Origin of the sequence: Mycobacterium sp. (assembly GCF_965230835.1) — a bacterium.
Taxonomy (GTDB): Bacteria; Actinomycetota; Actinomycetes; order Mycobacteriales; family Mycobacteriaceae; genus Mycobacterium.
Map to the genome: position 1 here is coordinate 65466 of NZ_CBDDLW010000002.1, position 25968 is coordinate 91433.

Consider the following 25968-nt stretch of genomic DNA (forward strand, 5'->3'; position numbering starts at 1 on the left):
CCGGGAGCGGTGTATGTGTCACTTGAAGAAGAACTCAGCGATCACACACTTGCCGACCGGGGCCGCCACCCGCTGCCGTCGGGCCGCAATCTGGAGGCTTCCGCGCGTCGATGGGGCATCCGGCAGGACGCGTCAGTTGTCGTGTACGACGATTGGAATCGCGCAGGTTCCGCGCGGGCGTGGTGGACGTTGACGGCAGCAGGACTCACCGATGTGCGCATTCTGGATGGCGGTCTGGCTGCGTGGCGGTCTGCCGGCGGGAGCTTGGAAGCCGGCCCGGTAGTCGTCGAGCCCGGTAATGTGACTGTGCTGCACGATGATTTGTATGCCGGGAGCCTACCTACGTTGACGGCGGAGCAGGCCGGGGAAGGGAGTCTGACTCTGCTCGATGCGCGCGCGCCCGAACGTTTCCGCGGCGACGCCGAGCCAGTCGACACGAGTGCCGGCCATATCCCGGGCGCAACGAACCTTCCAAGCAGCGCTGTCTTGGCGAGCGACGGCACCTTTCTCGACAGCAGCGCACTCTCCCAACAGTTGTCCGAACGCGGCATCGATCATCGTGGTGGCTCGGTGGGCGCCTACTGCGGCTCCGGCATTACCGCTACTGTCGTCGTCGCGGCGCTGGCTGCCCTGGGTTGTGAGACCGCGCTGTTTCCCGGCTCGTGGTCGCAGTGGAGTTCGGATCCGTCCCGTCCCGTCGAACGCGGTTCTAGATAGCCTTGCGCGGCAAGTGTTTCCGGAAGCGTCGGGAAGTATGCCGCACTAATTCCTCATCCGCCGAGTCACTTGGCCTCAACGCCTCTTGGCGTTCGTGTGCTCGAGTTCGACGGTGAGGCGTCGGATCCCGGTGTGCCGGTTGCTGCGCGTCCATTCAACGGGCTGCACGACGCGGACACTGGCCATTCCCGGTAGCAGTTCTTGAAAGAGAGTCCGAATTTCCAGCCGCGCCAAGTGCGCGCCGAGGCAGTAATGCACACCGTGGCCAAATCCGAGATGCGGGTTGGGCTGACGTGTTATGTCGAATTGGTCCGGTCGGTCAAAGACTGAGGGATCGCGGTTGGCCGAACCCTCCCAGACGAGTACCTTGTCACCCGCGGCGAGCCGCTTATCTCCCAATGTCGTTTCCCTTGTGACAGTTCGCCGTTTGGACGGAGACGGGGAGGTCCAACGCACCATCTCCTCGGCCGCACTCGGGATCAGTTCCAGATTGTCACGCAACTGCACCATTTGCTTCGGGCGCTGAGCGAGAGCCAGCAGACCACCGGCGATTGCATTGCGGGTAGTTTCGGCGCCAGCGCTGAACAGCAACAGAAAGAACAGGTAAAGTTCGGCGTCGGATAACCCGGGAGCTTCCGGGTCGTCGATCGTGGCATGAGCCACGATCGAGAGCATGTCATCGCCCGGCTCGGTCCGTTTGCGGTCCACCAGCTCCGAGCCGTACGCATACAGCTGCGATCCGGCGTCTTCAGCACTAAGCCGCGGAACCGTGGCCGTGCGAGATCCGCGAAAGTCGAAGCTTGGCTCGACCATCTCGAACAGCCAGTGGCGGTCGGCTTCAGGGATTCCCAGCAAGATGCAGATCATCTGCATCGGCAGCTCAGCGGCGATTTCGGACACAAAATCGAACGGCACTCCTGGTTCGATCTTCTCGATGAGACCGCCTACGCGGGAACGCAGATCATCTTCGACCCGTCCGATCATCCGAGGTGTCAGGCCCGAGCTGACCAACCGACGGATATGTGAATGTCGGGGATCGTCCATCATGTTGAGTACTTGACCTGCGATCGGCAGATCTTGGAGCACAGTGCCACCAAAAGGCCGCTCGCCGCCGGTGACCGAGGAGAAGATCTCGGGCGCACGCAAGACCTTCATCGTTTCTGCGTAGGTTGCCACCGACCAGAAGCCCTCGCTGTCGGGCGTGTGCTCGGTCGGCTCATGCCAGAACACGGGTTCTTGGTCGCGGTGGATCGCGAAGAGGTGGTGCGGGAACCCGTCCGCGAAATTATCTAGATCGGTGAAATCAATTTCGGCAAGTCCAGGATCTGTCTTCATGGCGCCAATCCTGGCGCCACCTGTGCCGCAACCGTCCGCCGGCTGTCCAACCGGTCGGCGATGACCCGCGCCGCAGCTTTGAGCTGCCCGCCTAAGCTGTCGACGAGCGCGGGTTGCAGGCGGTGCGACGGAATCGCCACGCCAACCCCGCCAATCGCGGCTCCGTCCTGCACTATGGCGGCGCCAATCTGGGACACACCGTCGAACCAAGCATTGTCGACAATGGCGTAGCCGTGCTGGCTCGCGCGCTGCAGAATAGCTTCGATTTCGTCGGGATCAACCGGCTGGGCCGCGCCGTCGGCGGAACGGAATCGACCGATAATGCGCGCCCGCTGCGCCGAATCCAGATAGGTCAAATACGAGCGCCCGGTCGACGACATTGAGGGGGACCCGTCTGGTGGTCCAGCTGTTATGCGGCTTGGGGTTGGTGGGTCGTGGTCCACTGTAGGGCAAACTCGGTTGGGGTGAGTTCGCCGTGGGCGGAGTGGGGTCTGTTGGCGTTGTAGTCGTTGCGCCAATCTTCTATGATCACGCGGGCTTCCAGTAGCGAGTCGAATTGCCAGGAGTTGAGTAGTTCGTCGCGTAGCCGGCCGTTGAATGACTCGATCCAGGCATTCTGCCACGGTGAGCCGGGATCGATGAATAGTGAACCGGCGCTGTTGAACCGGCACCAGTCGTTGACGGCCTGGACCACTACGACGGGCTCACCTCACAACTCGATCGCCGCGATCTCAGCCCCCGCGGTGAGTGGACGACCCCGCGCCTGATCCTTAGCCCTATTAGCTTCGTCTGTGGCCTGGTTGATCTTGTTTATGGCGTCTCGAACAATGCCATCAAGAGCGTCTTTCGTCGCCGAAATCCGACGCGCCACCGCATCGGCTTCGCGCGCTGCGATGTCGTACGCACCGATGGAATCCACCAATGTGGTCGTGCGATGCCCAACCACTATGCGAGCGGGCACTGTCACGTCAACCAAATCGGCGGCGATATTAAACCACATACGCCTCATATGCCACAGCTGACCTGCGCGTTTGCGAAGCTGGATGACCTAAAATTTTCGTCAGGTCGCTTAACGTGACAGTGCCGAACAGTGCCCCGCCTGGCGGTGGCACCATCTGCGCCCGGACGGTCTTGGCGGTGACGCCCAGGTCCAGCTCGCCCTGGGCGTCATCAGCCAACAACCGATGGGCCTGTTCAATAAGCAAACCTAGCTCGGTTTCGTCACGAGCCGAGCCCACGTGGCGCACGATTCGGCGTCGGCCTGCGACGGACTCCGCGATCTGGACCACAGTCGCACCCGAGGCCGTTCGTACCCGCCGAACCCAGACCATCCAACGAACCTACCGACAGAAATTAGTGCCTAGAATGCACCCTAGGTCGACCCATCACTAGTGGTCAACGCCCTGCAGCCTTCACGAAAAGACAAAAATGACCCAACTCGGGTCGGATGGTTGGCACGCAACCAGTACCCAAGCCCGAAGGCCACACCCATCACAGTAGCCACGCCCATCACACCCCAACAAACCCCAAGGCCGCAACGCCACGAACCGACTTTTCCGGGACCCTGCTGGGGTTGTGGAGGGAATTGTCTCGATGGGTTGGATTCGGCTGGTGTGGCTAGATGCTGAATCTTTGGGCTTGTTGGCGGTCGCCGTCGAGAAATTGGGTGGTGGCTAGGTCGAGAGCGTCTATGGCTCGGCTGATCGCGTTGCTTGCGCGGCGGTTGATATCCAAGAGCTGAGTCAGCCGATTTTGGGTAGCCGCCGCGGCCTGTCCCTGTGAAAGCGTGTCCAGTGACGCTTGTACGTGGTCAATCTGATCGAGTCTCGAGTCCGAGAGGCTCAGATATCTCCGTAGACCACCGATGTTTTCAACGATTCGGTCGCCGTCGTATACGAGCGTATTTGCAGCGCCAGAACCTACATTCCCGATCGTATCTGAACTTTCACCAGAAATGTTGCCGAACGGGGAGCAAACTGGACTTGGTAATCCAGCCTCTAGCCGTTTCAACCGAGAACTCGAATCAGGATCTAACAGATCCTTTGTTTGTATATCAAATGCTGATACGTCTTCATTTAGTACAAACTTAGGAAGATTCTCAATAAGTTGGTCTTCTTCGTCAACAAATCTTCCGCTTAAATAGCTTTCGCGAACAATGGCATTGGTTTCATCGGCAAATCTAATCTCGGTAGGATTGGTTGTATAATATAGCCAGCGCGCATGGATTTGATCTGCTGAGGCATGATTAGCCCTCGCGGTATCTAACGCTTTTTTCGCATAGGGGTTATGGCGAACATCTGGATAATCATCGGCAGTGATACGGCCCCGATCTATCAAGCTTTGACGCATCTCGGCCACGCCAACCTGCCCGCCGTGGGTCAGGGTTTCCATGACAGGAACCTCGGTACTAAATTCTTCAATTATTTGTCGTGGATATCGCCCATCGCCTAACTCTCCTTCAAATACTGATAGTTGCGCGGAAGCCATTTGTATAACCAAATCATTCTTCGGAGTTAGGCCGAAGACATCCTGGGGAACGTGTACCAATTCATGAAAAAACGTACTCATTGGATCGTTGAGAAACAAACGCCCCTGGCTATCAAGTTCAGAGAAAAGATAATCCAAATCGTAGATAAGCGATGTCGCTGAACCGGAATTACTATCTGGAAGATTAATATCTATTGACTGTACACGCAGAGGGAGCCCCGTATTCACGGCTCCCTTCGCTGGAAATATAACCAACTGTGTGCTACTCAGTCCGGGTGAACCACCCTCCGTTTGGTATGCCCACTGGTTATCGAATGTTCTTTCAAGTGGCCTGCCATTAGCGATAACATCCAACAATTCGCTTCCAATTTTGGTATCAGATACTTTACTTAAAGCGGTTTGATACTGATCAACAAGCGCATCAAAATCGTCAGCAGAGTATCGAGGCGGATGAGTAGCGAGCGGAAAGTTGACCGAAAATAGAGAATCTGGAACAACATTTGCTACCGCAATATTGTGCTTTTCTAGCACAGCTACTTCAAAATCCTGCCCACCGGCTACCCAATTATTTGGAAAAATATATTTCTTACGAAGATGCGGCATGATCGACCTGGGAACTCCTAGGTGAGGTGGACCCCGTTGGTTGGACAGGCCGCAAGGGTTGGTAAGTGGAAGCTGCTGTTGGTTACGCCGCCTAGGGTAGCAGCCAGGCAGGCACCCGTGGCGTGTTCCCCGTGATTGAGTCCAGCTGATCTGTACCCGTGTTGTAGGTCCACTGTTGTGCGAGTTGAGGGCAGAGTGATCTTGGGAGGTCACATGCCCCGTCAGTATTCGGTGTCGGTGCGCCGGCAAATCGTTGCACGGCTGCGAGCGGGTGAACCGGTGGCAGCCGTGGCCGCCGATACAGGGATTTGCCAGGCAACCCTGTTCCGGTGGAAGCGTCCGGCTCTCATTGACGCCGGAGTCATTGAGGGCATCCCGAGCGTGGAGGCCGACGAGCTGGCGGCTGCTCGCAAGCGGATCGCGGCGCTGGAGGCCGAGCTGGTTTTGACCCGCGATGCCTGTGAGTTATTCGACGGGCAGGCGGTGGTGCCCTCAAAACGTCGACGCGCGATCGCTGAAGGGTTGATCGGGCGAGGACATTCAGCCCGATCCGCCTGTCGAATAACGGGATTAGCGCGTTCGCTATTGCAATACCATCGGCGTCGGCCTGTCTCGGATCGACAGGTGCGTCGGCTCATTGTCGCGGACAGGATCACCAAGATCCACCAACGTTCTCGCGGCACCTACGGGCACCGGCGGGTCCGGGCCGCGCTGCTGGCCGCCTACGACATGAATGTCAACCACAAGCTGGTCAAATCAATCATGACTGAGCACGGTTTGTACGGGCTGCCGCGCCCAGCACGGCCAAAGCCCAACTTGATCGGCGTCGATACGCCAGCTGACCTGGTCAACCGGCGATTCACCGCGACGATGCCCAACCAACTGTGGTGCACCGACATTTAGGGTTTGTGTGTGCTCGTGGGCGGCCGAGGCCACCGACTGGAACGCCCTGGTGATTTCTGAGTGTTGAGTGGTCGTCTGCGGGCACGGTCTTAAGACCGGCTGGTGTCTCTGTTCGGGAACTTGAAGCCGCTCGATAGCGGACTTCTGCTTAAGGAATGTTTGGGCTATGCCGTCTGTCTTGGACCGGAGTCCCCTGGTATCAGCTGAAAGGACGTGTATGGAACTGATTTTGGGTATCGATTTGGCGTGTCGGGCTGCGCACCAGGCATCGCTGGCCCGCCCGGATGGAACGTTTGTGTGGACCGGGAAGAAGTTCTTCACCCGGCCCGGCGAACTCGACAAACTCTGGAAGGAGATCACCCTGGGCGAGCACGACACGGTGCGTGTGGTGATGGAACCGACCCGCAACGCGTGGGCGCCGGTCGCGTCCTGGTTTCGCCACCGCGGAGCCCGCGTCTCGATGGTGCCCACCACCCAATCCGCGGACTTGCGCGCCTACTATGCCAAACACACCAAAAACGACCACCTAGACTCCAAACTCCTAGCCCGGCTGCCGCTGCTACACCCCGAAGGACTCCGCGACCACACCAGCGACGGCCCCGCCGAACCGCTGCGGCGAATCGTCAAAATCCGTTCCTCGATCGTTAAGCGCCGCACCGCGGTCTTTCAGCGCCTCGATGCCCTGCTGGAGCTACTCGGCCCGGCCTGGTACGACGCTTTGGGTTCCACCTACGGCAAAGCCACACTGGCGCTGTTGGCCCGCTACGGCGACCCACACAGTTTGACCCGTCTCGGACACGCCCGGCTGACCCGGTTTTTGATCCGACACTCCCGCGGCGCCTGGCGCGACCACCAGGCCAGCCTGCTGCTAACCGCAGCCCACGAATCCCTGCAGTTGTGGGGATGCGGCACCGAAGCCCGCATCGATTTCGCCGAGCTCGCCGCTGATATCGCTGTGGAGGCCGAACAAGCCCAAATACTCACCGAACAGATCCAAGACCTCGACGAACGCTGCGCCAACCTCTACGCCGAGGCCGACCCCACCGCAATCATCGCCTCGGCCCCCGGTGTCGGGCCGGTCACCAGTGCAGTGATCGCCGGGCGTATCGGCGACCCACACCGCTTCCACTCCCTGGCCGCGATCCGCGCCTACTCGGGCCTGATCCCCAAAGTCAGCCAGTCCGGGCAAACACACCACCAACACCGACTGACCAAAGCCGGCGACCCACTGCTGCGTGAAGCCCTGTTCACCGCCGCTGACCAAGCCCGTAAAACCGACCCCCACCTCGCCGCGAAATACAAACGACTCATGACCACCGAACGCCACCACGACTCCGCGATCTGCCACATCGCCACCACCCTGCTGACCCGCATCGCCACCTGCTGGCGCACCGGCCAGCACTACGTCGTACGCGACACCAACGGCCAACCCATCACCGCCGAACAAGGCCACCACATCGTGTACACCCACCGCACCGTCGACAAACACACCCGCATCAAAGCCGCCAACACCCGCCAATCCCAACACCGAAAAAACAGAACAGGCCGAAAACAACAAAACCCACCACACACCCCCGCTCTCCGACCCCACAACACAAACCCAACCACCGCCGGAGTCGCCTAACCGCAACAACTCGACTGAATCTACAATGGTGCACAAACACGACCAATTCACGCGGCGCCAGACAACGGGCTGCAGCCACGACCAAGGGGAGAGGCAAATCGTGAGCCGAATCAGGCTACAACTGATTCATAGAATTCCAAAGAATCGCCGCCCGAGGTCGTGATCAAATCCTCTAAATTCTGTGTTGGCTAGGTCGAGGTACTCCAAGTTCCGCCTAGTTACGCTGATCGTCCGGTGTTGAATTTCGGTAAGCCGGGCTAGTCGTTCTCCCCAGGCTTCCACAGCCTGCCCTTCTGAACCTGCTGTTAGCGCAGCCCGTGTTCGGTGGAGCTGATCTAACGTTGACTCTGATTTTGAAAGGACCCGCCGCAAACCGCCGACCCCGTCAGAGATTGCCTCATAGTCACGGGCTATCACATTGCCAGACCCCGAGCCAGCCAAACCAGCCCCACCACCTGCAGATATTCGCCCCTTTCCTAACCAGTTCAGTAGGGCTTGTGAGGGAAGTTCCTCTTTCGGCGGTTTAGGGATCTCGGTGCGCGTCGTTTGCGGGAGGAATAATTCGTCCAGGGTTCGCGGACGGGGCATTCCTGTGCGTCCAGCTCTTCGGTCTGTGTTGTCGCGAAGGTTGTAGAACGCGTCGGCCTTTTCGCTTAATCGATCACTTACTTTTACTGCACGCCGATAATCTTCTCTACCATTCTTTGCGAGGTATTCCTCGAATTCCTCGTCCGGGCGTCCACCTTGCGCATCACGGTCGTACCCCTCAAGGCCTTCCCACAACTTTTGGTTTCCAAGCTCGCGTGCTTCCGCGGCGCGGCGATCTAGCTCATCGGCAGCGGCTTTCACACGATTCGGTTGCTGCCGATCAGCAAAGCTCTGCTGACTGTACTGAGTTTTCAGATCCTGGTGAAGTTCACGGTACTGATCATTGTCGGTCAACTCGTAGAGTTGTTGTTTGGCCGCGTCTGCGTGAGCTTGCAACAGATCTGCCTGCTTTTCACGAAAGCCCGCTTGACCACGCAACATTGCAGCCCTATCAGCCTGACCGGAAGCGGCGATTTCGTTCGCGTGTCGCTGCAACCGGTGGGCTTGGTTGGTTTGCCTGCCAGCCTCATACTCAAAATCGTCGACGCGTTCGCGTAAGTCTGCGAGCTGGTCACCGAACCTGCCGGTGCTTATGGAGTGTTCATGGATGGATTTGGTGACGCGTTCGTGAGCTTCTGCGGCAGCAAGATCAGTGTTGCCGTGCGGCAGACCCTGAGCGGCTTGAGCCTCAGCCAGATCTCGGAGCCGATACTGCTCGCGCAGCGCTTGATTCAGGTCACGATGATCATCGCTATCGGTCAACTCATAGAGCTGTTGTTGCGCCGCATCGGCGTCAGACTCCAACTGATGCGCATACTGCCCGTGCATCTCAGCTTGAGCCTGCGACGCAGCGGCGTGATCGACTTTACCGGCCCGTTCCAGGCGTGTGGCTTGTTGCTGAAGCTGTCCAGCATGGCCATAGTGGTAGGCGGCATCGGCGTGCAAGCTATCGACACGAGCATGCAGTCCTGCGAACCGCTCACCAAAACCCGCGCCAACGCCTACCTCGGTGACAGCACCGGCCCCCGCGACCGGAAGGGCCGCTGATTCAACAGGAGGTAGCGCGGTAATCTCATCACCAGAAACAACCGGGGCCTGCGGACCAGAAGGCACAGAATGCCCCTCCAAGCCGGGAGATTCCGGAGAGCCAGAGAGAGCCAACCCGCCCGAGCCGCTCGAACCCTTAACCTCGAAAGTCCCGACCGGGCGACCGTATTGGTCAACAACCACACCGTCTCCACCCATGCCCCAGCCTAACCAGAAACGACATTGACCTCGTTATCTGCTGTGGTAAGCGTTGCCTACCGGCTTGTATACAGGTTGCGCGCCACAAGACACGGCCCGTTCGCGGTGATCGAGAAATGGACTGCGAACAGCTCTACTGAAATGCCCGCCGCGATCGGTTCGAACAGAAGCAGCCCTGCCCATGAGTCGGTGAGTCGGCGCTGCGTAAGCCATTTTCCCGCATCGATACCGACGCGTTGGACCAGATGTTGGAACGTGAATGCGGACGCAAACGTTCACTGTCGATCGCCGCGCGATCACAGTAACCGATAAGACCGTACGAAGCGTTTCGCATCGGGACACCGATGCGAACACTGACATCGACCGATCCCGATCACCAGGCATAACCTCATCAAGCCCCAAGCCAGCATGCCACCCTGACGCCTTGACACCAGTTAGGAACTCATCACCGAACACCCCGCCCGCGACGGCAAGGTATACTGCTGCGCGATCCTGGACTGCTTTTCGCCCATGATCGTGGCCCGCGCTTTCTCGACGACCGCTGACACCGCCCTGGTCAACAGTGCGGTCAACATGGCCGTCGAAAACAGAACCCGCAGTAGCTCAACGGTTCTGCACGCCCACCGCGGCACGTAATTCACGTCCTGGAGCTTCGGCGAAAACATGCGGCGATGGGGCCTGCTTGGCTCTTTCGGCACCGTCGGCGACTGCTTCGATAACGCCGCCATGGAGTCGTTCTGGCGCGGATGCAAGTCGAGTTGCTCAACACCCGCAGATGGCCACCACCATCGAGTTGGCCGCCGCCACCGCAGGCGACATCGACAACTTCTACAACGTAGACCGCCGCCACAGCTACCTGTCAACGGCAAGTGAAAACTGATCAGGTTTCGGCAATCGAAAATTGACCAGCTTGGTTTCATTGGTCCTCGGCTGTGGTGGTGTGGCCGAGGTCTCGGTCTTTGATGCGGTAGCTGTCTCCTTTGAGGGCGATGACTTCGGCGTGATGGACGAGTCGGTCGATCATGGCGGCGGCGACTACGTCGTCGCCGAACACTTCGCCCCACCGCCCGAAGGGCTTATTCGAGGTGACGATGAGACTGGCCCGTTCGTAACGCGACGACACGAGTTGGAAGAACAGATTGGCGGCTTCGGGTTCAAACGGGATGTAGCCGACTTCATCGACAACCAGCAGGGGGTAGCGGGCCAGCCGCGCCAATTCGGCTTGCAGGGTGCTGTTGTGATGGGCGCGAGCAAGACGATCAACCCATTGCGAAGCGGTCGCGAACGCAACGCGGTGACCTGCTTGACAAGCGCGCATCGCAATCCCGATCGCCAGGTGGGTCTTGCCGGTCCCTGGTGGGCCGAGGAACACCACGTTGTCTTTAGCGGTGACGAAGTCCAGGGTGCCCAGATGGGCGATGATGTCGCGTTTGAGACCGCGGGCATGATCGAAGTCGAACTCTTCCAACGATTTACGTGATGGGAAGCGGGCAGCGCGGATGCGCCCTTCGCCGCCGTGAGATTCCCGAGCCGACACCTCACGCTGCAGACACGCCGCGAGGAATTCTTCATAGCTCCACGCTTCGGTTCGGGCGCGCTCAGCGAGACGTTCGATGGCCTCACGCAGCGTCGGGGCTTTCAACACCCGGGTCAGATACGCCAGCTCGGCGGTGACATCACGGCTGCTGGTCGCGGTCTTGGCAGCCATCACGCCACCGGCCCGTCAAGGCCCAACAAGGCGTCGTAATCAGCGAGACGGCGTTGTTCGACCTCCACGTGATGCGGTGGACCAACAACCTCGAGCCGTTTGCGCCGCAGCAGTTTCGCGGCCTGGACATGTTCGGGATCGCTGATCGTTTGATGTTTGGCCCAGATCCGGTCGTGGTCGGCGACCAGCGTGCCGTCACACCAGACCCGCACCCGGTTTAGATCTGCGATGATCTCGATACGGCGGCCGATCGCGGCCGGATGCACCGAGTAATCGTTGCTGTCGAGGCGCACGTAATGATCGCGAGGCAACCGCGTTGAGCGTCGCCATCCGATGCTGGGCCCAACCGGCGGCAATGCCAGCATCGCTGCGGTATCGGCGGCGATGCGATCTGCTGGCCGGCATCCCAGCACCCGATGCTGGCGGTGGTTGGCCCCCACCAGCCAGGCCTGCAACTGGATGTTGAAATCGGCTGGGGAGCCAAACACCCGCCCCGGCAAAAACGCCCGCTCCAAATAGTCATGGAACCGTTCAACCAGACCCTTGGCCTCAGGATCAGCGGGTTTACAGATCCCTACCGTGGTGGCCAAGGTCCCGCGGAAAGCCTGACATGCCGGGGTCAACTCTGGTCGGCGTGCCCGCCACCGCCCGACCGCGCCCTCACCATCCCACACCAACACCCGTGGAACCGCACCCAACGTCGAAAGATGCTGCCACCAACCGGCATACAAGTCTTCGGCAGCGCGTGTCGGAATCAACAGCGCCGAAGCCCACCGTGAATACCCACACACCATGGTCAACACCGGTAACGTCGCCGCCCTACGAACCTGGCCATACCCCACCGGCACCACAACATCGGGAAACCAGAAGTCACACTGCCCGACCTCACCGGCCACATACGTCGTCCGTGACACCGGATCCGGCGCCAAATACAGTGGCCGTAACTCACGCACCCGCCCACTCAGTGTGCGGATCGAATACGACCAACCGATCCGCTCAGCAATCACCGTCGCCGGCATCCGCGGATAGGCCGCCAACAACTCCCGAATCCGCGGCTCGGCCTCATCAGCAACAGAACCCCTCACCGCACGCCGATACTTCGGCGGCCCATCAGAAGCCAACGCCGACTTCACCGTATTCCGCGAAATACCCATCACCCGCGCAATCTCGGCAATCGGCAACTGCTCCGACCGGCGCAACCGGCGAATCTCAGCCCAATCCTCCACGTTCAACACCTGCCTCCTCCTTGACACATAGCCAAGGCACTCTAGGAAGCTGGTCAATTTTCAATTGCCGCCCACTGGTCAGTATTCAGTTGCCGCCGACACTACCTCGGTAACATCTGCCCGACAGAGTTCGAAACGCTCTGGAAATCCACCTACTCGATCCCTCAACTCGCATAACCACGGCTCGAAAATACGGGGCCAGATCAAGCTGTTATGCGGCTTGGGGTTGGTGGGTCGTGGTCCACTGTAGGGCAAACTCGGTTGGGGTGAGTTCGCCGTGGGCGGAGTGGGGTCTGTTGGCGTTGTAGTCGTTGCGCCAATCTTCTATGATCACGCGGGCTTCCAGTAGCGAGTCGAATTGCCAGGAGTTGAGTAGTTCGTCGCGTAGCCGGCCGTTGAATGACTCGATCCAGGCATTCTGCCACGGTGAGCCGGGATCGATGAATAGTGAACCGGCGCTGTTGAACCGGCACCAGTCGTTGACGGCCTGGGCCACGAACTCGGGGCCGTTATCAAAGCGCACGTAGCTCGGTGCGCCTTGCCGGCGGGCCAGGCGGTCCAAGACGGCGACGACGCCGTCGATGCGGCGATCAACGTTGATGGCGAGGGCTTCGCGGGTGAATTCGTCGATCACGTTCAACATCTTGAGGGTGCGGTGATCGGCGGTGGTGTCGAACTGGAAGTCCATCGCCCAGATCACGTTCGGACGAATCGGTGACATCGCACCAACGGCGACACCGATGCCGCAAAGTCGTTTCTTCCTGCGGCGCTGCGGGACCCGCAGGCCCTCGTCGCGCCATAGTCGGCGGATGCGCTTGTTGTTGACCGCCCAACCGGCTCGGCGGGCCATCTTGGCTGCCCGTCGCCACCCCCAGCGAGGCCGGTCGGTGGAGAACCGGCGCAGCCAGGCACGTAACTCGGTTTCCTCAGTGCTGACCGGCGGTGGTCTGAGGCGCATCGTGGACCGGTGGATACCCACAACCGTGCAGACTCTGCGTTCAGACACCCCGAACCGCTCGCGCAGCACCGTAGCGGCACCGCGCTTGCGGTTCGGGGTCAGCAGTTTCCCGCCGAAATCTCCCGCAGCATGTCAATGTCAAGGGCCTGGTTGGCCACCAGCTTCTTGAGCCGGGTGTTTTCGGCTTCGAGGTCTTTGAGGCGTTTCGCGTCGTTGGCCTTCATGCCGCCGTACTGGGCAAGCCAGCGATGCCATGTCGACTCGGCTATTTCTAGGTGCCGGCAGACCTGGTCGAGTTCTTGGCCGGAGGCGAGGAGCTTGTTGCCCTCGGCGAGTTTACGGATGATCTGGTCCGGCGTATGGCGCCGGGGCTTGTTCGATGCCATGTCGTCGCTGATTCTTCCTGCCCGAACACCGGGCAACAGCGCCGCATAAGGAGTGGACCACTACGACGGGCTCACCTCAACATCACCATCGGGGCGCGCGTTCCAACAGCCTGAACGACACGCAATACGCCCGTCCCGTCCCAATGACCGATCACCACCATCTGGTCATCGTCGGGAATCGACAGCACAACAGACTCGCCGCACAGGTCTCGCAACTCAGCACAGACTGGTGCGGCAGCAGCGTGCAGCGGATGCTCGCCCGTTGTAACGAGGCGGACAACGCGGTCGGCCACCATCCATCGCCTGGTTCCGCCTGCTTCCCGAGTCACCCATCCCGCCTCGGCCAGTGTGCCGATGGCGCGATGGGCAGTTGTGGTAGGTGAACCGACTCGAGCCACCACCCCAGGTAGCGCCACTGGCTGCGCCCGGGCGATCGCCTCAAAGACTGACAACGTGTTCAAGACGTTCCGCATCGCAACATCCATTCCGTAGCGCGGAATAAATATTCCTGTTAGCGGAACCTAGTCAGCTTCCCGTTCGCCGTCAAGGGTTGTTCGGCAATCGCCCAGCGAACCGACCGACCACACGCTTGAGCCGGGCGCCCCTGCCGCTATCACCCATGGCAGGTCGGGGCGGAACGGCCACTCTCTGCGAAGTTCGGTTGCGCATTCGAGTATCCACCAGCCAGGATGTCCCATGCGCTACTCGCTCGGCAAAACCGTTGCCGTCGCCGTATTCACCACCGCCGCAGTAACGTTGACTACCGCGTTCCCAACCGGCGTCGCCACGGGGCAGCCGGAATCGACTGCGCCACAAGATTTCGTGGCGCTGCAGGATGTCGACCCGACGATCGTGCAGGACATTCGCTACTTTTCGGCACACAACTTCACCGGAGACGCCGTTGACGGCTACCAAGAACCAATGTGTCTTATTGCCGACAGTGCGGCCCAGGGACTCAAGCGCGCACAGCAGCGGCTCGTTGAGCGTGGCTACTCCCTGAAAGTGTACGACTGCTACCGCCCGCAAAGGGCGGTCGACAATTTCGTCGCGTGGTCGCATGACGCTCGTGATCAACGAATGAAAGCGGAGTTCTATCCCCGCGTTGACAAATCGGCCCTCTTCCACGATGGCTATATCGCCTACAGTTCTGGGCACAGCCGCGGAAGCACCGTGGATCTCACTCTGGTGAAGCTCCCCGTTGCGCCGACCCGGGCCTACCAGCCAGGCGATCCACTGGTGCACTGCACTGCACCGGCATCGGCCCGGTTCCCCGACGATTCGATCGACATGGGAACCGGCTTCGACTGCTTTGACACTCGCGCCCACACGCTGGATCCGCGTATACACGGCCAGCAGCTAAAAAATCGACTACTCCTCAAAGATGCTCTGCAATCTGAGGGCTTCACTAACTACGCGCAGGAGTGGTGGCACTTCACCTTTGAACCGGAGCCATACCCCGACACCTATTTTGACTTCCCAGTAGAGCACTCATCCCTAACGGAGTAAAACAGCAATCGGACCGATCGTTTCATCGATCGCGTACCGCAATCCTACATGTTCCCTACCTTAAGCTTGTTTTTTGCGTAATTCGATATTTTTTGAAATAGATCAGTGACAACAATCGCGATGAAATCCTGCAAGATTGAAATGTCATCGAGATTAATCAAAACCGGGTCTATTTTGACCGATACCACTTTCCCTTCGCCCGTCAAAGACATCTCCACCAGGTCCGCATCGCTGCTTGATGTAAAAATCGTTTGGGCGATCTTTTCTTGCAGATTAGCGAAGTTTGCACCAATATTTTCCAAAATATTGGAAGTCAACTCAAGCCCAGAATTCGCCCCGAGCGACTCCAAGTCCGTCGTTTTCGCGACGACCTGCTCCTTGATGCGTAGAAGTTTCTGGAACGTATCATCCATAACGTTCTGCGCGAGTTTTAGCTTATCCGCTAAATCTTCAGGAGTTGAATTGCCGTTCATAGTGCCTTCGGTGTCCACCACGCCTCCGCATAAGGTTGTTGCCATGACGATCTCGAGCTAGCCGGTACTGGGGTCAAACCAGGCATGCGGACCGCCCCTGCCGTCCCCGCCGAGGCGGCCGAGGCCGCTGGAGCCGCCCCCAGGCCGGTGCCGGGGACCGCCGAGGCGGCCGGAGCTAGCGCGGGCGCGGTCCCAGCCCAACTCTGCGGCGCCGACAACGCGCCCACTGGGACAGCTCGACCCATGCTTGCCGACACCGCCGCACCCGCACCGGTAGAGCCCAAACCCGAAGAGCCCAACCCCCCTGGTAGACCAGAGCCCAAAGACGTCACCGGCATCGCGAAAGCCGAAGACGCCGGCGCCACCGATCCCGTGCCCGCATTCATGGCTCCCGCCGCCGACAAACCGGGACCCAACATCGCCAGCGACGAGCCCGCCGGCGCGACGGCAGAACCCAATGATCCGACGGCACCCGCCGGCGAACCGGACGCGGCCGAAGCCGTTTGCAGCGGCTGCGCCATCCGCTGCAACACCTGGGGGACGGTGCTGACCGACGACAGCGCGCCTTGCACAGGGGCACTACCGGCCGTCTCGGCAGCCCGAGCCACCGCGGTTGACTGACCGGTTGGCCCGGACGGGCTCGTAATCGGCCGCGGCGCGGTGAACGGCATGACCGTCGCTGCGGCCGCCGAAGCTCCGGCATATCCGTACATCGCCGCAGCATCCTGAGCCCACATCTCGGCGTAGTCCGCCTCGTTGCCCATGATCGCCGGAGTGTTCTGTCCAAAGATGTTGGTGGCAACCAACGAGCCCAGCTCGGCGCGGTTCGCCGCGATCAACGGCGGCGGCACCGTCATCGCAAACGCAGCCTCGTAGGCGCTTACCGCCTGCCCGGCCTGTATAGCCGCCTGCTGAGCCTGCGCGGCGGTTGCGCTCATCCACGCCACATACGGCGCGGCCGCGGCTGCCATCAACTCCGACGCCGGTCCGCGCCACGACGCATCTGGCATCCCGGAAATCACAGACTGGTAGGACGAAGCCGCGGAGTTCAAATCCGCGGCCAACCCGTTCCACGTCGTCGCAGCAGTCAGCATCGGTCCCGCCCCCGGACCTGTATACATTCGGCCCGAATTGACCTCTGGCGGCAATGCTCCGAAATCCGAGAGCGCGACGGCCGGCATGGGAGTGGAGCCGCCATTGAGCCAGTCTGCAAGACCCTGAAAAAACGACCCGACATCTTTGCTGAGCTCTGTCAACAATTGATCGATGCGAGAGCCCAGCACCCGGAGGAAATTGCCGAATCCGACCGAAAAATTTTCAAATGCTGAGATCGTATTTATCAGAAAATCCCCCAAAGCCGACCCGATAGGAGAAATTACGTTATTGAGGGCGTTGGCAAGGCTTAAGAATCCACTGATCAAGCCATTAAAAGCCGAACCTATCGCATTGAGCAACGGCACGAACGGAACAAGAAGATTGTCCACCAAGGCGGTCAGAAACTGGCCTATACCAGCCAGTATCGGACCCAGGCCCTGAAAGAAGTTAACGGCAAATCCGAACAACTTGCTGATGCTGCCGAGGATCTCACCAAATATAGGACCGGCACTTATGATCCCATTCAATATTTGGTCAATATCACTGAGCAACGCCCCCAGGATAGGGCCGGCGCCACGCAGCAAGGACTCAAGTTCGGTGATTAGTGCAGTCAGGCCATTTAGCAATGCCGGAAGGTCGCCCTTAATACTGTTTAGAACGGCCGCGAGCGCGTCCCCCAAGGCACCAAGATCTATCGATATATCTCCAGCAAGAGCACCCATTGCTTTACCTCGCTACCCTTCCACTAATGTTGCTTGCCCGTTGTGATGCACTGACATAAATCCCGCCCAGCGTTCAGCGCGAACGAGCGCCGCAGAAGCTGCCCGTTGCAATTTTCCTGACGGTGTTTTGGGAATGGTTCCCGGGCCACAGACGACGACGTTGCGCGGTCCTACGCCGACCTCGCCCAGAACCTCCTCAGCCACCTGGCGCTCGACGCGACACACCTCACTTGGGTCCTCGAAGAAGGCGCACTCAACGACGACCGCGAAACTTTCCCACAAATGCCCTGCATCGAGCCGCACCGCGACCGCACAACCTGAACGGACGCCGTCCACTCGGGCTGCCGCCCGCTCGATCGCGGTGGGATATACCGCGCCGCTGGCCATCGTGATGATGTCTTTGACTCGACCGCACACCACGATGTGGCCGTTCTCCATCTGGTACCCGAGGTCGCCAGTCGCGTACCAGCCCTGGGTATCTACCGCCGGAACAAACCCAGTCTTCGTGACGTAGCCCGGGGTCAGCGGATCACCGCGAAGCTCGATCACTCCAACCATGCGAACAGACAGCTCCGCACCGTCCTCGCCAACGATGCGAACCTCCAAACCCGGCAAGGGCGGCCCCAGCGAGGCCAGCCGACGGGCATTGCCAGTTGCGGTCGGCACCGCGCGACCCAACGCTGTCAGCAGTTCAGCATTGACCTCATCGACCACCAGACCCGCGCCGCATTCGGAGAACGAGACCGCCAACGTGCTCTCGGCCATGCCGTAAGCCGGCAAAATCGCCTCTGGCCGGAGACCAAACGGCCCGCCAGCATCAATCAGATCCTCAATGTCAGCGGGCTCAACCGGCTCGGCACCGGACAGCGCGAGCCGCAACGTGGACAGATCGAACTGGCCGGGTTCGGCATACTTACGCAGCCGCCTCGCGAATAGTGCGTAGGCGAAGTTGGGGCCGGCGGTCATCGTGCCCTTGTACTTGTCGATCAACTTCGCCCACAGCAACGTGTCGCGCAGGAAGTCCATCGGGGTGACCTTGACCAATTCGGCACCGAAATACATCGGCACCGTCAAGAAGCCAATCATGCCCATGTCGTGGGAACACGGCAGCCAGCTGACCATCACGTCTTTCTCGACGTCGTACTCCGCGCCGACAAACATCGCTTCAGCATTCGAATGCACATTGCGGTGCGTGATCAGCACTGCTTTGGGCGCCCCGGTGGACCCAGAGGTCAGCTGCATTAGGGCCAAATCATCTTCACCGGTGTCGGTGGGATCAACCGGGTCTGATGCCAGCAGCTGCTCGACGGGCAGCACTGTGATACCGCGCTCCAATAACTTGGGCGCAGCCGCTTGAAAAGGATCCGAGACGACGACGGCCTTGCAGTCGATCATGTCGATAGTGGCGCAGATGTCCTCGGCCCACACTGCCAGGTCGCTGCGCGGTGTGGGCTGGTGCAGCATGGTCAGGCCCGCGCCACTGAGCCACAGTCCTTGGGCTGTCGGCGCAATTTCGGCCGGCGCCTCGGCCAGCACTCCGATCACGTCGCCGTGGCCTATGCCCGTGGCGGCAAGCCCGCCGGCCACCCGCCGAGCACGCTCGTGGACTTCCCGCCAGGTGCGTCGCACCGGGTTGTGCGGTTCGCCGGTGACCATGCCCGTCGCGCCCTCATGGGCGTTGCGAATCATCGTCTCGGTAAACCGGCTCACCAACAGCCTCCCCGACTCGGCGTCGTCGCCCACCACACGGCACTGTGGAGAGACTCACGGACATAGCAAATCTGCCCAAGACACGCAGCATCGTGCATCGGCCTTTGGCTAAAACCAAAGGCCGCCAACATGATTAGCGGCTTGCGCTAGCAGCTCAAAGTGACATTCATCTGACCCTAAATTGCCAAAGCAACAGTGTGACAGGCACCACAACAAACTCCCAGCAACTCGTCAGAGTAGATCCGGGACTTTGACAGATTTGACGTACTCAGAGCATCGGTGTTGCAACTAATTCGGCAATTGCCTCTGCAGCGCGGACAGCCGCCGACTCCATGACCACCGACAAGCTCAACCTCACGGTGTTGCCGATCGCGAACTTCCCCATGAGTGAGAAGCCTGAGAAGCTGGCCTTGTGGATATCTTCGCGGAGTGGCAACAGGGCGGGGCAGAGATCAGCTGGCGATCGTCAACAGCCGCCAATGGCGCAACAGAAGTCAACGTGTTCACTCGCCGCTGCGGCACGCCGGGAGCACCAGCACTGGTGTGCGTACACGGCTTCCCGACATCGAGCATCGACTACTTCGCCTTGTCACGCGAACTAGGTGCCGAGTTCGAGATCTTCACATTGGACTTTCCCGGATACGGATTGTCCGACAAGCCGGCCACGCCTTACGTTTATTCGTTGTACGACGACGCCCGCCTTCTCGTCCACGCCATCACCCGGTTGTGGAATCTGACAGAGTTTCGAATGCTCACCCACGACCGGGGTAGCAGTGTCGGAATCATCGCGTTGAGCATGCTCGCCGCCGAAGACCAACCAACGTTGCCTGTCGACGTCGTCGTGACCAACGGCAATATCTATCTACCGCTGGCAAACCTCACCGCGTTCCAGACCGCGCTCCTGGACTCCACAACCGCGCGGGCCACGGCGTCTGCGGTGACACCCGAGCTGCTAGCGGCCGGCCTCGGTGCCAGCACCTTCATGCCGCGACGTACATTAGCCGATCCTGAAATCGACGCTTTAGCTAAGTGCTTTGCTCACAACGACGGAATCCGGGTGCTGCCCGATACGATTCAATATCTACACGAGCGCGCCGCCGATGAAACCAGTTGGCTCGCGGCACTTGCCAAGATTCCGGTGAATGCCACCCTGGTGTGGGGCCTGCACGACAGCGTCGCGCCATTACGCGTCGCCAATCATGTGTGGCAGGCGTATGTGCGCGATATGCCCGGTCGAAGTCGCTACTGGGTGGTGCCGAGCGCCGATCACTACGTGCAGTGCGATGCCCCTGAGCAATTGGCCCAAATCATTCGGCTAACCGCACAAGGTAACGACATTGATCTTCAGACAATCGAGGACCGGCCCGATAACCCGGTCCTGGTGGACCAACACTTTTCGCCTCTACCCTGACCTACCCATAGCAGGTGCGGCACCGTAATCGCGCCACGGCCCATCCCTCGCCCACAACGATCCAGGGAAAATCCTTAGGATTCGCTTAGGATTCGCTGGTGCGCGGCGTGTTGCACGACAATAGCGACATGACCGACCCCTGGGGCGTAGTTCAACGGTGGTTGCGCTCGCTTCGCAAAGAAGTGCCCGAGGCGTTGTCCGGACACGGCAGTCGTGACGATGCCGAAATCGCCGCGATGCTTCGAGAGATCGGCATCGCGTTGCTCGAAGTGGAACAACCCACCCAAGTTGTCGGCGCGCGGTTGGTCAACATCGGTGCGCACTACACCGACGAACCTATCCGGGTGATGACCCTGCCGACTGCGTTGGTGGTCCAAGTCGGCAGTGTCGGCTACGAGGTCGAAGTTTCCAACGCCTATACCCTTCAACTCGACTTGGCCGACCGCATCGACGACATCACCGATCTCGCTGAAGTCGGTGCGATCACCCCCGCCGATGCCATCGAGGCGATCTCCGCGGCCCGTAAGATGCGCCCCCGTTTCGGCCGGTGGGTGACGGTCTTGGCTTACGGCGTCACCACCGTCGGCTTCGGCATGGTGATCAATCCGACCTGGGCGGCGCTGCCCGCCTACCTGTTCCTCGGCTTGGTAGTTGGCGCGATCGTGCTGCTCGGCCAACCATTCCCGTCGTTGACCCCCGTGCTGCCAACACTGTCAGCGATGATCGTCACCGTGCTGGCCACCTGGTTCGTCGCTGAGGCGGCCAACGATGGGTTGTTGCGCGTGATTAGCCCGGCGTTGGTGGCCATGCTGCCGGGTATGTCGCTGACGATCGGCGCCATGGAATTGGCCAGCTCAGAGATCCTCGCCGGAGCTAGCCGACTGGTGTTCGGAGTTACCCAGTTGGCCCTTCTGGCCTTCGGGGTCGCATTGGGCATCCATATCGCGGGCCGGGTCGCCCCCCGGCCGCCGTCGCCGCAGATGGGCCCATGGTCGCTCTACGCGGCCATCTTGGTGATCGCCGTCGGGTTGTATGTCTACCTATCCGCGCCGCGCGGGTCACTGCCCTGGCTGATCGCCGCGGTTGGCGTCGCCCTAATAGGCCAACAGCTTGGCAGTCAGATACTGCCGCCGGCGTATGCCGGCGCCGTCGGAGCATTGCTGGTGGTGCCGTTTGCGATGCTCGCGACCCGCATCACGACGTCGCCGTCAGCGATCGTGATGATTCTCGCCGGGTTCTGGTCGCTGGTTCCGGGGGCGCTGAGCTTCATGTCGCTCAGCGAGGCGGCGGCGACCGGCGAAGTGGCGACCGCCCAGACACTCGGGTCGACCGTCGCAGCTATCTTCTCCATCGCATTGGGCACCCTGTTCGGTTTTAGTGTCTTCCACACCTTCACCCCGGGAGGCAGTCGCAAACGCCACCGAAAGCCGCCCGGATCGGACTGCAATGAGGCCACCGCTGGCATAACCGTCGACTGAGATGCTTCGCCGACACAGACGACCGCCCCAGACACGATCGACAACACCGTAAGTCAATGGCCCTGACCGGCCGATCGGTTAAAAAAGCCACGCGCGGACGGGTTTTGGGCAACCTTGCGCGCGGAACGCCAAGGACTCCCGTGCGGTCGAGAAACTACCTCGGCACCGCGAGCGGTGCTATACGCCCGGCGCGCACACCGTTGGCGATGACGAGGACCTCAGCGAACTCGTGCACCAGCACTACCGAAGCCAGCCCAAGGGTCCCGAACAACGCGAGCGGCACCAGCACGGTGATGATTCCCAGCGAAAGGCCGACGTTTTGCAGCATGATCCCCCTGGAACGGCGAGCGTGGTCCAACGCGTGAGGCAGGTGACGCAGGTCTTGCCCCATGAGCGCAACGTCAGCGGTTTCGATGGCGACGTCGGTGCCCATTGCTCCCATCGCGATCCCCAGGTCGGCGGCAGCCAAGGCCGGAGCGTCATTGACGCCGTCTCCGACCATCGCGGTGGGTCTCTGCGCGCGCAGCTCCGCGACTAGGCGAGCCTTGTCTTCCGGGCGCAGCTCCGCATGTACCTGCCTAATTCCGGCCTCGGCGGCCAGCGCGGCAGCGGTGGTGTGGTTATCGCCCGTCAGCATCGCCAGCTGATAGCGGGCTGTGCCAAGGCCCTTGATGACCTCGACTGCTTCGGGGCGCAGTTCGTCGCGGACCGCGATCGCGCCGATCAGCTGCTCGCCCCGTTCGACGAGAACGGCCGTAGCACCGGCTTGCTGCATGCGCATCACATCGGCGGCGAGGTCGGCCGATTCGAGCCAGCCGGGCCGCCCCAGTCTGACCGCATGCCCGTGGAGGCAACCAGTTAGCCCAGCCCCAGGGATTGCTTGCACGTCACTCGCGACAGCGGCCAGACCGTCGGCCGCATCACGAATCGCCGCGGCCAAGGGGTGTTCGCTGTGGGTTTCCAGCGCTGCCGCTACCGCCAACACCTCCGAGCGGGTCGCGCGGTTGGTCGTCGCGACATCGATCACGACGGGCCGATTAGCGGTCAAGGTTCCAGTTTTGTCCAGGGCTATGCCGCGGATACCACCCAGAGCTTCCAGCGCTGCGCCGCCCTTGATCAGCACGCCGATTTTCGAAGCGGCGCCGATCGCGGCCACTGCGGTCACCGGAATAGCGATAGCCAGCGCGCACGGGGACGCGGCGACCAGCACCACTAACGCGCGTTCCGTCCAGACCAGTGGGTTGCCGAAAGCAGCGCCGATACTCGCGATTAACGTTGAGCCGATCAGAATGCTCGGCACCAACGGCCGCGCCACCCGGTCGGCCAGCCGCTGGCTGGCGCCTCTGCGGGCCTGTTCGGCTTCCACAATATGTACGATCCGCGCCAGCGAATTGTCCTCTGCGGTCGCGGTGACCTCTATTTGGAGGACACCGGAGAAATTGATCGAGCCGGCGAACACCTCGTCACCCGGCCCGGCCTCTGCCGGCACCGATTCGCCGGTGATCGCTGAGACGTCCAGGACGGTACGTCCCGCACGAATCACACCATCAGTGGCGAGGCGCTCCCCCGGTTTGACGATCATCTGGTCGCCGACGTGCAGTTCGGCTGAAGCCACGACGTATTCGGAGCCTTGGCGCAGCACTGTGGCCTGATCCGGCACCAGCGACAGCAGCGCACGCAAACCTCCGCGCGTGCGTGCCAGCGCGTACTCTTCCAAGCCTTCGCTGATTGAGAAGAGGAATGCCAACGCGGCGGCGTCGCCGACCTGCCCGAGTGCGACGGCGCCAACCGCTGCGATAGTCATCAGGGTGCCGACACCGATGCGCCCCCCGGCCAGCCGTTTGAGGCTAGAGGGCACGAACGTCGAGGCCCCCACCACCAGAGCGAGCGCTTTCAGCCCGAGTACGACTGGCCCAAGCGCAGTGGCCCATCCGGCAACAACACCGGCGGCCAACAGCACCCCGGACAACGCGGCTCGTCGCAGTTTGACGACTTGCCACAGCGACTCCGGCGTGCTCTGTCCGTCAGCGTCGCCGTCGCAGCAGGAGTAGTTCGTCTCCGACTCACGACTCTGCACCTCACCGCGTTGCCTCGACAACGTCGAGGTACACCAGTCGATAACTTTCTGCAATACGCCGGCTTTGCGAACGCCAGCCATACGGGGCACACGCGGACACCGGCGTTCTCGGCTCGCGCTTTGACCCGGCAATCGCGGCTAGAATTGCAGCGGTTACGCCGTCCCTGGCCGAATACCAAATCACCACGGACCCCGTACGGGGATAGGCACGCACGGCGTGAACACCTGATACGGCAGCCACCGCGTCCTCGACCGCCACAGCAAGAGTCGCATCAAAGCGAATCCCGCAGAAGCGCACACGCATCCGCCCCGCCGCATTGGATACAACCTCCAGCGTGACGCCGGCATCGCAGTAGGTATCAGGAGTCGGCATTGCCGGCTTTCGCTGCCATAGCCTGTTCCGAGTCCACCACGGCCAGCCGCGGATGCCGCGCCGCAGCGCGCTCTGCCGCCTCCGCGACAACGTCGGCAACTGTCAGACGAGCCTGCTCGGCGCTTTGCTCAGCCTTGCGAGCCGCCCGCAGACCCCAAGTGGCGGCAATCACGGATGCCTCGCGGCATGGCATTCTTGCCCAGGCCACACGTACGACCTCATACGCCCCGACCCCCACCACACCGGTCACCACCGCGGGCACCGTCTTCGCCAGGAGTCCTTGCCAAGCCATCTAAACTTTCCCTTCGTATCGTTGCCGAGGCCACCGGGTTGCGTGGGGCATAACCCGTTTCACGTGATCAGACCCGCCGCGCCCGAGTCCGCAGGGCGCCGGGCCTCACAAGCGAGATCTCACACGCAGTCTTCACCGTCGGCCTTCGCGCCAACCGGCGCGCGGGCCTCTTCACCGATCTGTTCACGAGCTTCGGCGACCACATCGGCGATTCCGAGCCGAGCCGACTCGGCCGCCAGTTCCGCACGCCGGGTACCGCGCAGGCCCCACTCGGTCGCAATCACCGCGGTCCGCCGAACGGGAACCGCGCCCACCGCCTTGCGCAGCACTTTGTAGCCGCCCACCCCGATCAGCCCGTTGAACACGGTTCCGGCCGCCCTAACCACTAGTCCGTGCGAAACCACGACCACCCTCCTCTTTACTCCGTACAGTTCAGCGCGTTTACGGCGCTCCGGGCTTCGGCGGCACGGCATTGTGGTTGGCCATTTGCCACCATTTATCTGGACTGCGCCGTGAACGTGACCTGCTCACCGGCGCAGGGCTGGTCGGTGTCCACCGCCAGGACGACCTGGACCAGCTCACCGAGGGCGCGCGCGAGGTGACTGTCGGCCAGCGCATACCGAACCTGCCGGCCCTCATAGGTTGCGACGACCAATCCACAACCCCGCAAACACGACAGGTGGTTGGACACATTCGATCGAGTCAACTCAAGGTGCGTTGCCAGCTGTCCTGGATAGCAAATTCCGTCCAGCAGCGCCACAAGAATCCGGCACCGGGTGGGATCGGCCAATGCCCGACCGAGGCGCGCTAGAGCTGATTCACGCGTGTTACGTGTCAGCATAGGCTGAACAATACATCCGTGCTCGCAATAATTGCAATAGCCGCATCATCGATCTGCGCGTAACGTCGCCGCGGCCCACCGGTAGGTACCGGGCAGGCTTCGAACACCACTAGCTCAACCTTGCAGTGGGAGTCCGCGGCCGCTCATGCATTGCGCCCACAACCACCGCAGCTGCCAGCGCGAGAAGCGAAACATTTGCATTAGATATGC

The 25968-nt window shown here is 61.0% G+C and carries 21 protein-coding genes and 5 pseudogenes; 7 read left to right on the plus strand and 19 right to left on the minus strand.

Annotated elements, in window-relative coordinates; all coding sequences use genetic code 11:
* Positions 1-717 (plus strand): annotated as a pseudogene (locus ACO07W_RS00865) (sulfurtransferase); the annotation flags it as partial.
* A gap of 75 nt (positions 718-792) precedes the next feature.
* Here ACO07W_RS00865 and ACO07W_RS00870 read toward each other — a convergent pair.
* The 6 genes and pseudogenes from ACO07W_RS00870 to ACO07W_RS00895 form a co-directional block, all read right to left on the minus strand.
* Entirely contained in the window at positions 793-2052 is a 1260-nt protein-coding gene (locus tag ACO07W_RS00870) for a cytochrome P450 (RefSeq protein ID WP_421840122.1), read from the minus strand.
* Complete coding sequence (locus ACO07W_RS00875) at positions 2049-2432, minus strand: IclR family transcriptional regulator domain-containing protein (RefSeq protein ID WP_421840123.1); 384 nt, start codon at positions 2430-2432, stop codon at positions 2049-2051. The genes ACO07W_RS00870 and ACO07W_RS00875 overlap by 4 nt, the downstream gene beginning before the upstream one ends.
* A 29-nt stretch (positions 2433-2461) precedes the next feature.
* A pseudogene (locus ACO07W_RS00880) lies at positions 2462-2755 on the minus strand (integrase core domain-containing protein); the annotation flags it as partial.
* Between the two features lie 6 nt (positions 2756-2761).
* On the minus strand, positions 2762-3019 hold the full coding sequence (locus ACO07W_RS00885) for a hypothetical protein (protein ID WP_421840124.1): 258 nt from the start codon (positions 3017-3019) through the stop codon (positions 2762-2764).
* Positions 3020-3137: 118 nt separating this feature from the next.
* Positions 3138-3383 (minus strand): annotated as a pseudogene (locus tag ACO07W_RS00890) (IS1634 family transposase); the annotation flags it as partial.
* A 286-nt stretch (positions 3384-3669) separates the two neighbouring features.
* Positions 3670-5142 carry a hypothetical protein gene (locus ACO07W_RS00895; protein WP_421840125.1) on the minus strand — a complete coding sequence of 491 codons (1473 nt, stop codon included), beginning with the start codon at positions 5140-5142 and terminating at the stop codon, positions 3670-3672.
* 213 nt (positions 5143-5355) lie between these two features.
* Between ACO07W_RS00895 and ACO07W_RS00900 the strand changes: the two genes are divergently transcribed.
* Positions 5356-6045, plus strand: a complete 690-nt coding sequence (locus tag ACO07W_RS00900) for an IS3 family transposase (protein WP_421840126.1) — start codon at positions 5356-5358, stop codon at positions 6043-6045.
* A gap of 217 nt (positions 6046-6262) precedes the next feature.
* Entirely contained in the window at positions 6263-7669 is a 1407-nt protein-coding gene (locus ACO07W_RS00905) for an IS110 family transposase (protein ID WP_421840127.1), read from the plus strand.
* A 126-nt stretch (positions 7670-7795) separates the two neighbouring features.
* On the opposite strand, the gene ACO07W_RS00910 is transcribed toward ACO07W_RS00905, so the two are convergent.
* Positions 7796-9019: a hypothetical protein gene (locus ACO07W_RS00910; protein ID WP_421840128.1), complete on the minus strand. Its 1224-nt coding sequence runs from the start codon at positions 9017-9019 to the stop codon at positions 7796-7798.
* Here ACO07W_RS00910 and ACO07W_RS00915 point away from each other — a divergent pair.
* The gene (locus ACO07W_RS00915; RefSeq protein WP_421840129.1) at positions 8999-9304 is read left to right on the plus strand and encodes a hypothetical protein; all 306 of its coding nucleotides are present in this window, start codon (positions 8999-9001) and stop codon (positions 9302-9304) included. The two genes, ACO07W_RS00910 and ACO07W_RS00915, sit on opposite strands and share 21 nt — an antisense overlap.
* 632 nt (positions 9305-9936) lie before the next feature.
* On the opposite strand, the gene ACO07W_RS00920 is transcribed toward ACO07W_RS00915, so the two are convergent.
* The 5 genes from ACO07W_RS00920 to ACO07W_RS00940 form a co-directional block, all read right to left on the minus strand.
* A complete protein-coding gene (locus tag ACO07W_RS00920) occupies positions 9937-10143 on the minus strand; it encodes a hypothetical protein (RefSeq protein WP_421840130.1) in 207 nt (68 codons plus the stop codon).
* Positions 10144-10418: 275 nt separating this feature from the next.
* Positions 10419-11210 (minus strand): IS21-like element helper ATPase IstB, encoded by a 792-nt coding sequence (istB, locus tag ACO07W_RS00925; RefSeq protein ID WP_421839995.1) that lies wholly within the window; start codon positions 11208-11210, stop codon positions 10419-10421.
* Positions 11210-12445 carry an IS21 family transposase gene (gene istA, locus ACO07W_RS00930; protein WP_421839994.1) on the minus strand — a complete coding sequence of 412 codons (1236 nt, stop codon included), beginning with the start codon at positions 12443-12445 and terminating at the stop codon, positions 11210-11212. The genes istB and istA overlap by 1 nt, the downstream gene beginning before the upstream one ends.
* A gap of 202 nt (positions 12446-12647) precedes the next feature.
* Positions 12648-13780, minus strand: a protein-coding gene (locus tag ACO07W_RS00935; protein WP_421840131.1) for an IS3 family transposase whose coding sequence is annotated in 2 segments (ribosomal slippage) — positions 12648-13510 and positions 13510-13780 — 1134 coding nt in all. Because the reading frame shifts where the segments join, the coding sequence is not laid out codon by codon here.
* 71 nt (positions 13781-13851) lie between these two features.
* Positions 13852-14253 carry a helix-turn-helix domain-containing protein gene (locus ACO07W_RS00940; RefSeq protein WP_421840132.1) on the minus strand — a complete coding sequence of 134 codons (402 nt, stop codon included), beginning with the start codon at positions 14251-14253 and terminating at the stop codon, positions 13852-13854.
* 223 nt (positions 14254-14476) lie between these two features.
* On the opposite strand from ACO07W_RS00940, the gene ACO07W_RS00945 reads away from it, so the two are divergent.
* Positions 14477-15286 carry a M15 family metallopeptidase gene (locus ACO07W_RS00945; RefSeq protein ID WP_421840133.1) on the plus strand — a complete coding sequence of 270 codons (810 nt, stop codon included), beginning with the start codon at positions 14477-14479 and terminating at the stop codon, positions 15284-15286.
* A 44-nt stretch (positions 15287-15330) separates the two neighbouring features.
* On the opposite strand, the gene ACO07W_RS00950 is transcribed toward ACO07W_RS00945, so the two are convergent.
* The 3 genes and pseudogenes from ACO07W_RS00950 to ACO07W_RS00960 all read right to left on the minus strand — a co-directional run.
* A complete protein-coding gene (locus tag ACO07W_RS00950) occupies positions 15331-15777 on the minus strand; it encodes a YbaB/EbfC family nucleoid-associated protein (protein WP_421840134.1) in 447 nt (148 codons plus the stop codon).
* A complete protein-coding gene (locus tag ACO07W_RS00955) occupies positions 15756-16940 on the minus strand; it encodes a PPE family protein (RefSeq protein WP_421845741.1) in 1185 nt (394 codons plus the stop codon). Before ACO07W_RS00955 ends, ACO07W_RS00950 begins: the two co-directional genes overlap by 22 nt.
* Positions 16941-17657: 717 nt before the next feature.
* Positions 17658-19286, minus strand: a pseudogene (locus ACO07W_RS00960) (fatty acyl-AMP ligase); the annotation flags it as partial.
* A 412-nt stretch (positions 19287-19698) separates the two neighbouring features.
* Here ACO07W_RS00960 and ACO07W_RS00965 point away from each other — a divergent pair.
* Entirely contained in the window at positions 19699-20697 is a 999-nt protein-coding gene (locus ACO07W_RS00965) for an alpha/beta fold hydrolase (RefSeq protein ID WP_421840135.1), read from the plus strand.
* Between the two features lie 128 nt (positions 20698-20825).
* A complete protein-coding gene (locus ACO07W_RS00970; protein ID WP_421840136.1) occupies positions 20826-22175 on the plus strand; it encodes a threonine/serine ThrE exporter family protein in 1350 nt (449 codons plus the stop codon).
* 154 nt (positions 22176-22329) lie between these two features.
* Here the strand turns inward: ACO07W_RS00970 and ACO07W_RS00975 are convergent.
* From ACO07W_RS00975 to cmtR, 4 genes and pseudogenes are all read right to left on the minus strand, one after another.
* Positions 22330-24625 (minus strand): annotated as a pseudogene (locus tag ACO07W_RS00975) (heavy metal translocating P-type ATPase).
* Complete coding sequence (locus tag ACO07W_RS00980; RefSeq protein ID WP_421840137.1) at positions 24612-24917, minus strand: DUF1490 family protein; 306 nt, start codon at positions 24915-24917, stop codon at positions 24612-24614. The pseudogene ACO07W_RS00975 and the gene ACO07W_RS00980 overlap by 14 nt, the downstream one beginning before the upstream one ends.
* Before the next feature lie 119 nt (positions 24918-25036).
* A complete protein-coding gene (locus tag ACO07W_RS00985) occupies positions 25037-25321 on the minus strand; it encodes a DUF1490 family protein (RefSeq protein ID WP_421840138.1) in 285 nt (94 codons plus the stop codon).
* Between the two features lie 92 nt (positions 25322-25413).
* On the minus strand, positions 25414-25758 hold the full coding sequence (gene cmtR / locus ACO07W_RS00990) for a Cd(II)/Pb(II)-sensing metalloregulatory transcriptional regulator CmtR (protein WP_421840139.1): 345 nt from the start codon (positions 25756-25758) through the stop codon (positions 25414-25416).
* Positions 25759-25968: the final 210 nt, after the last annotated feature.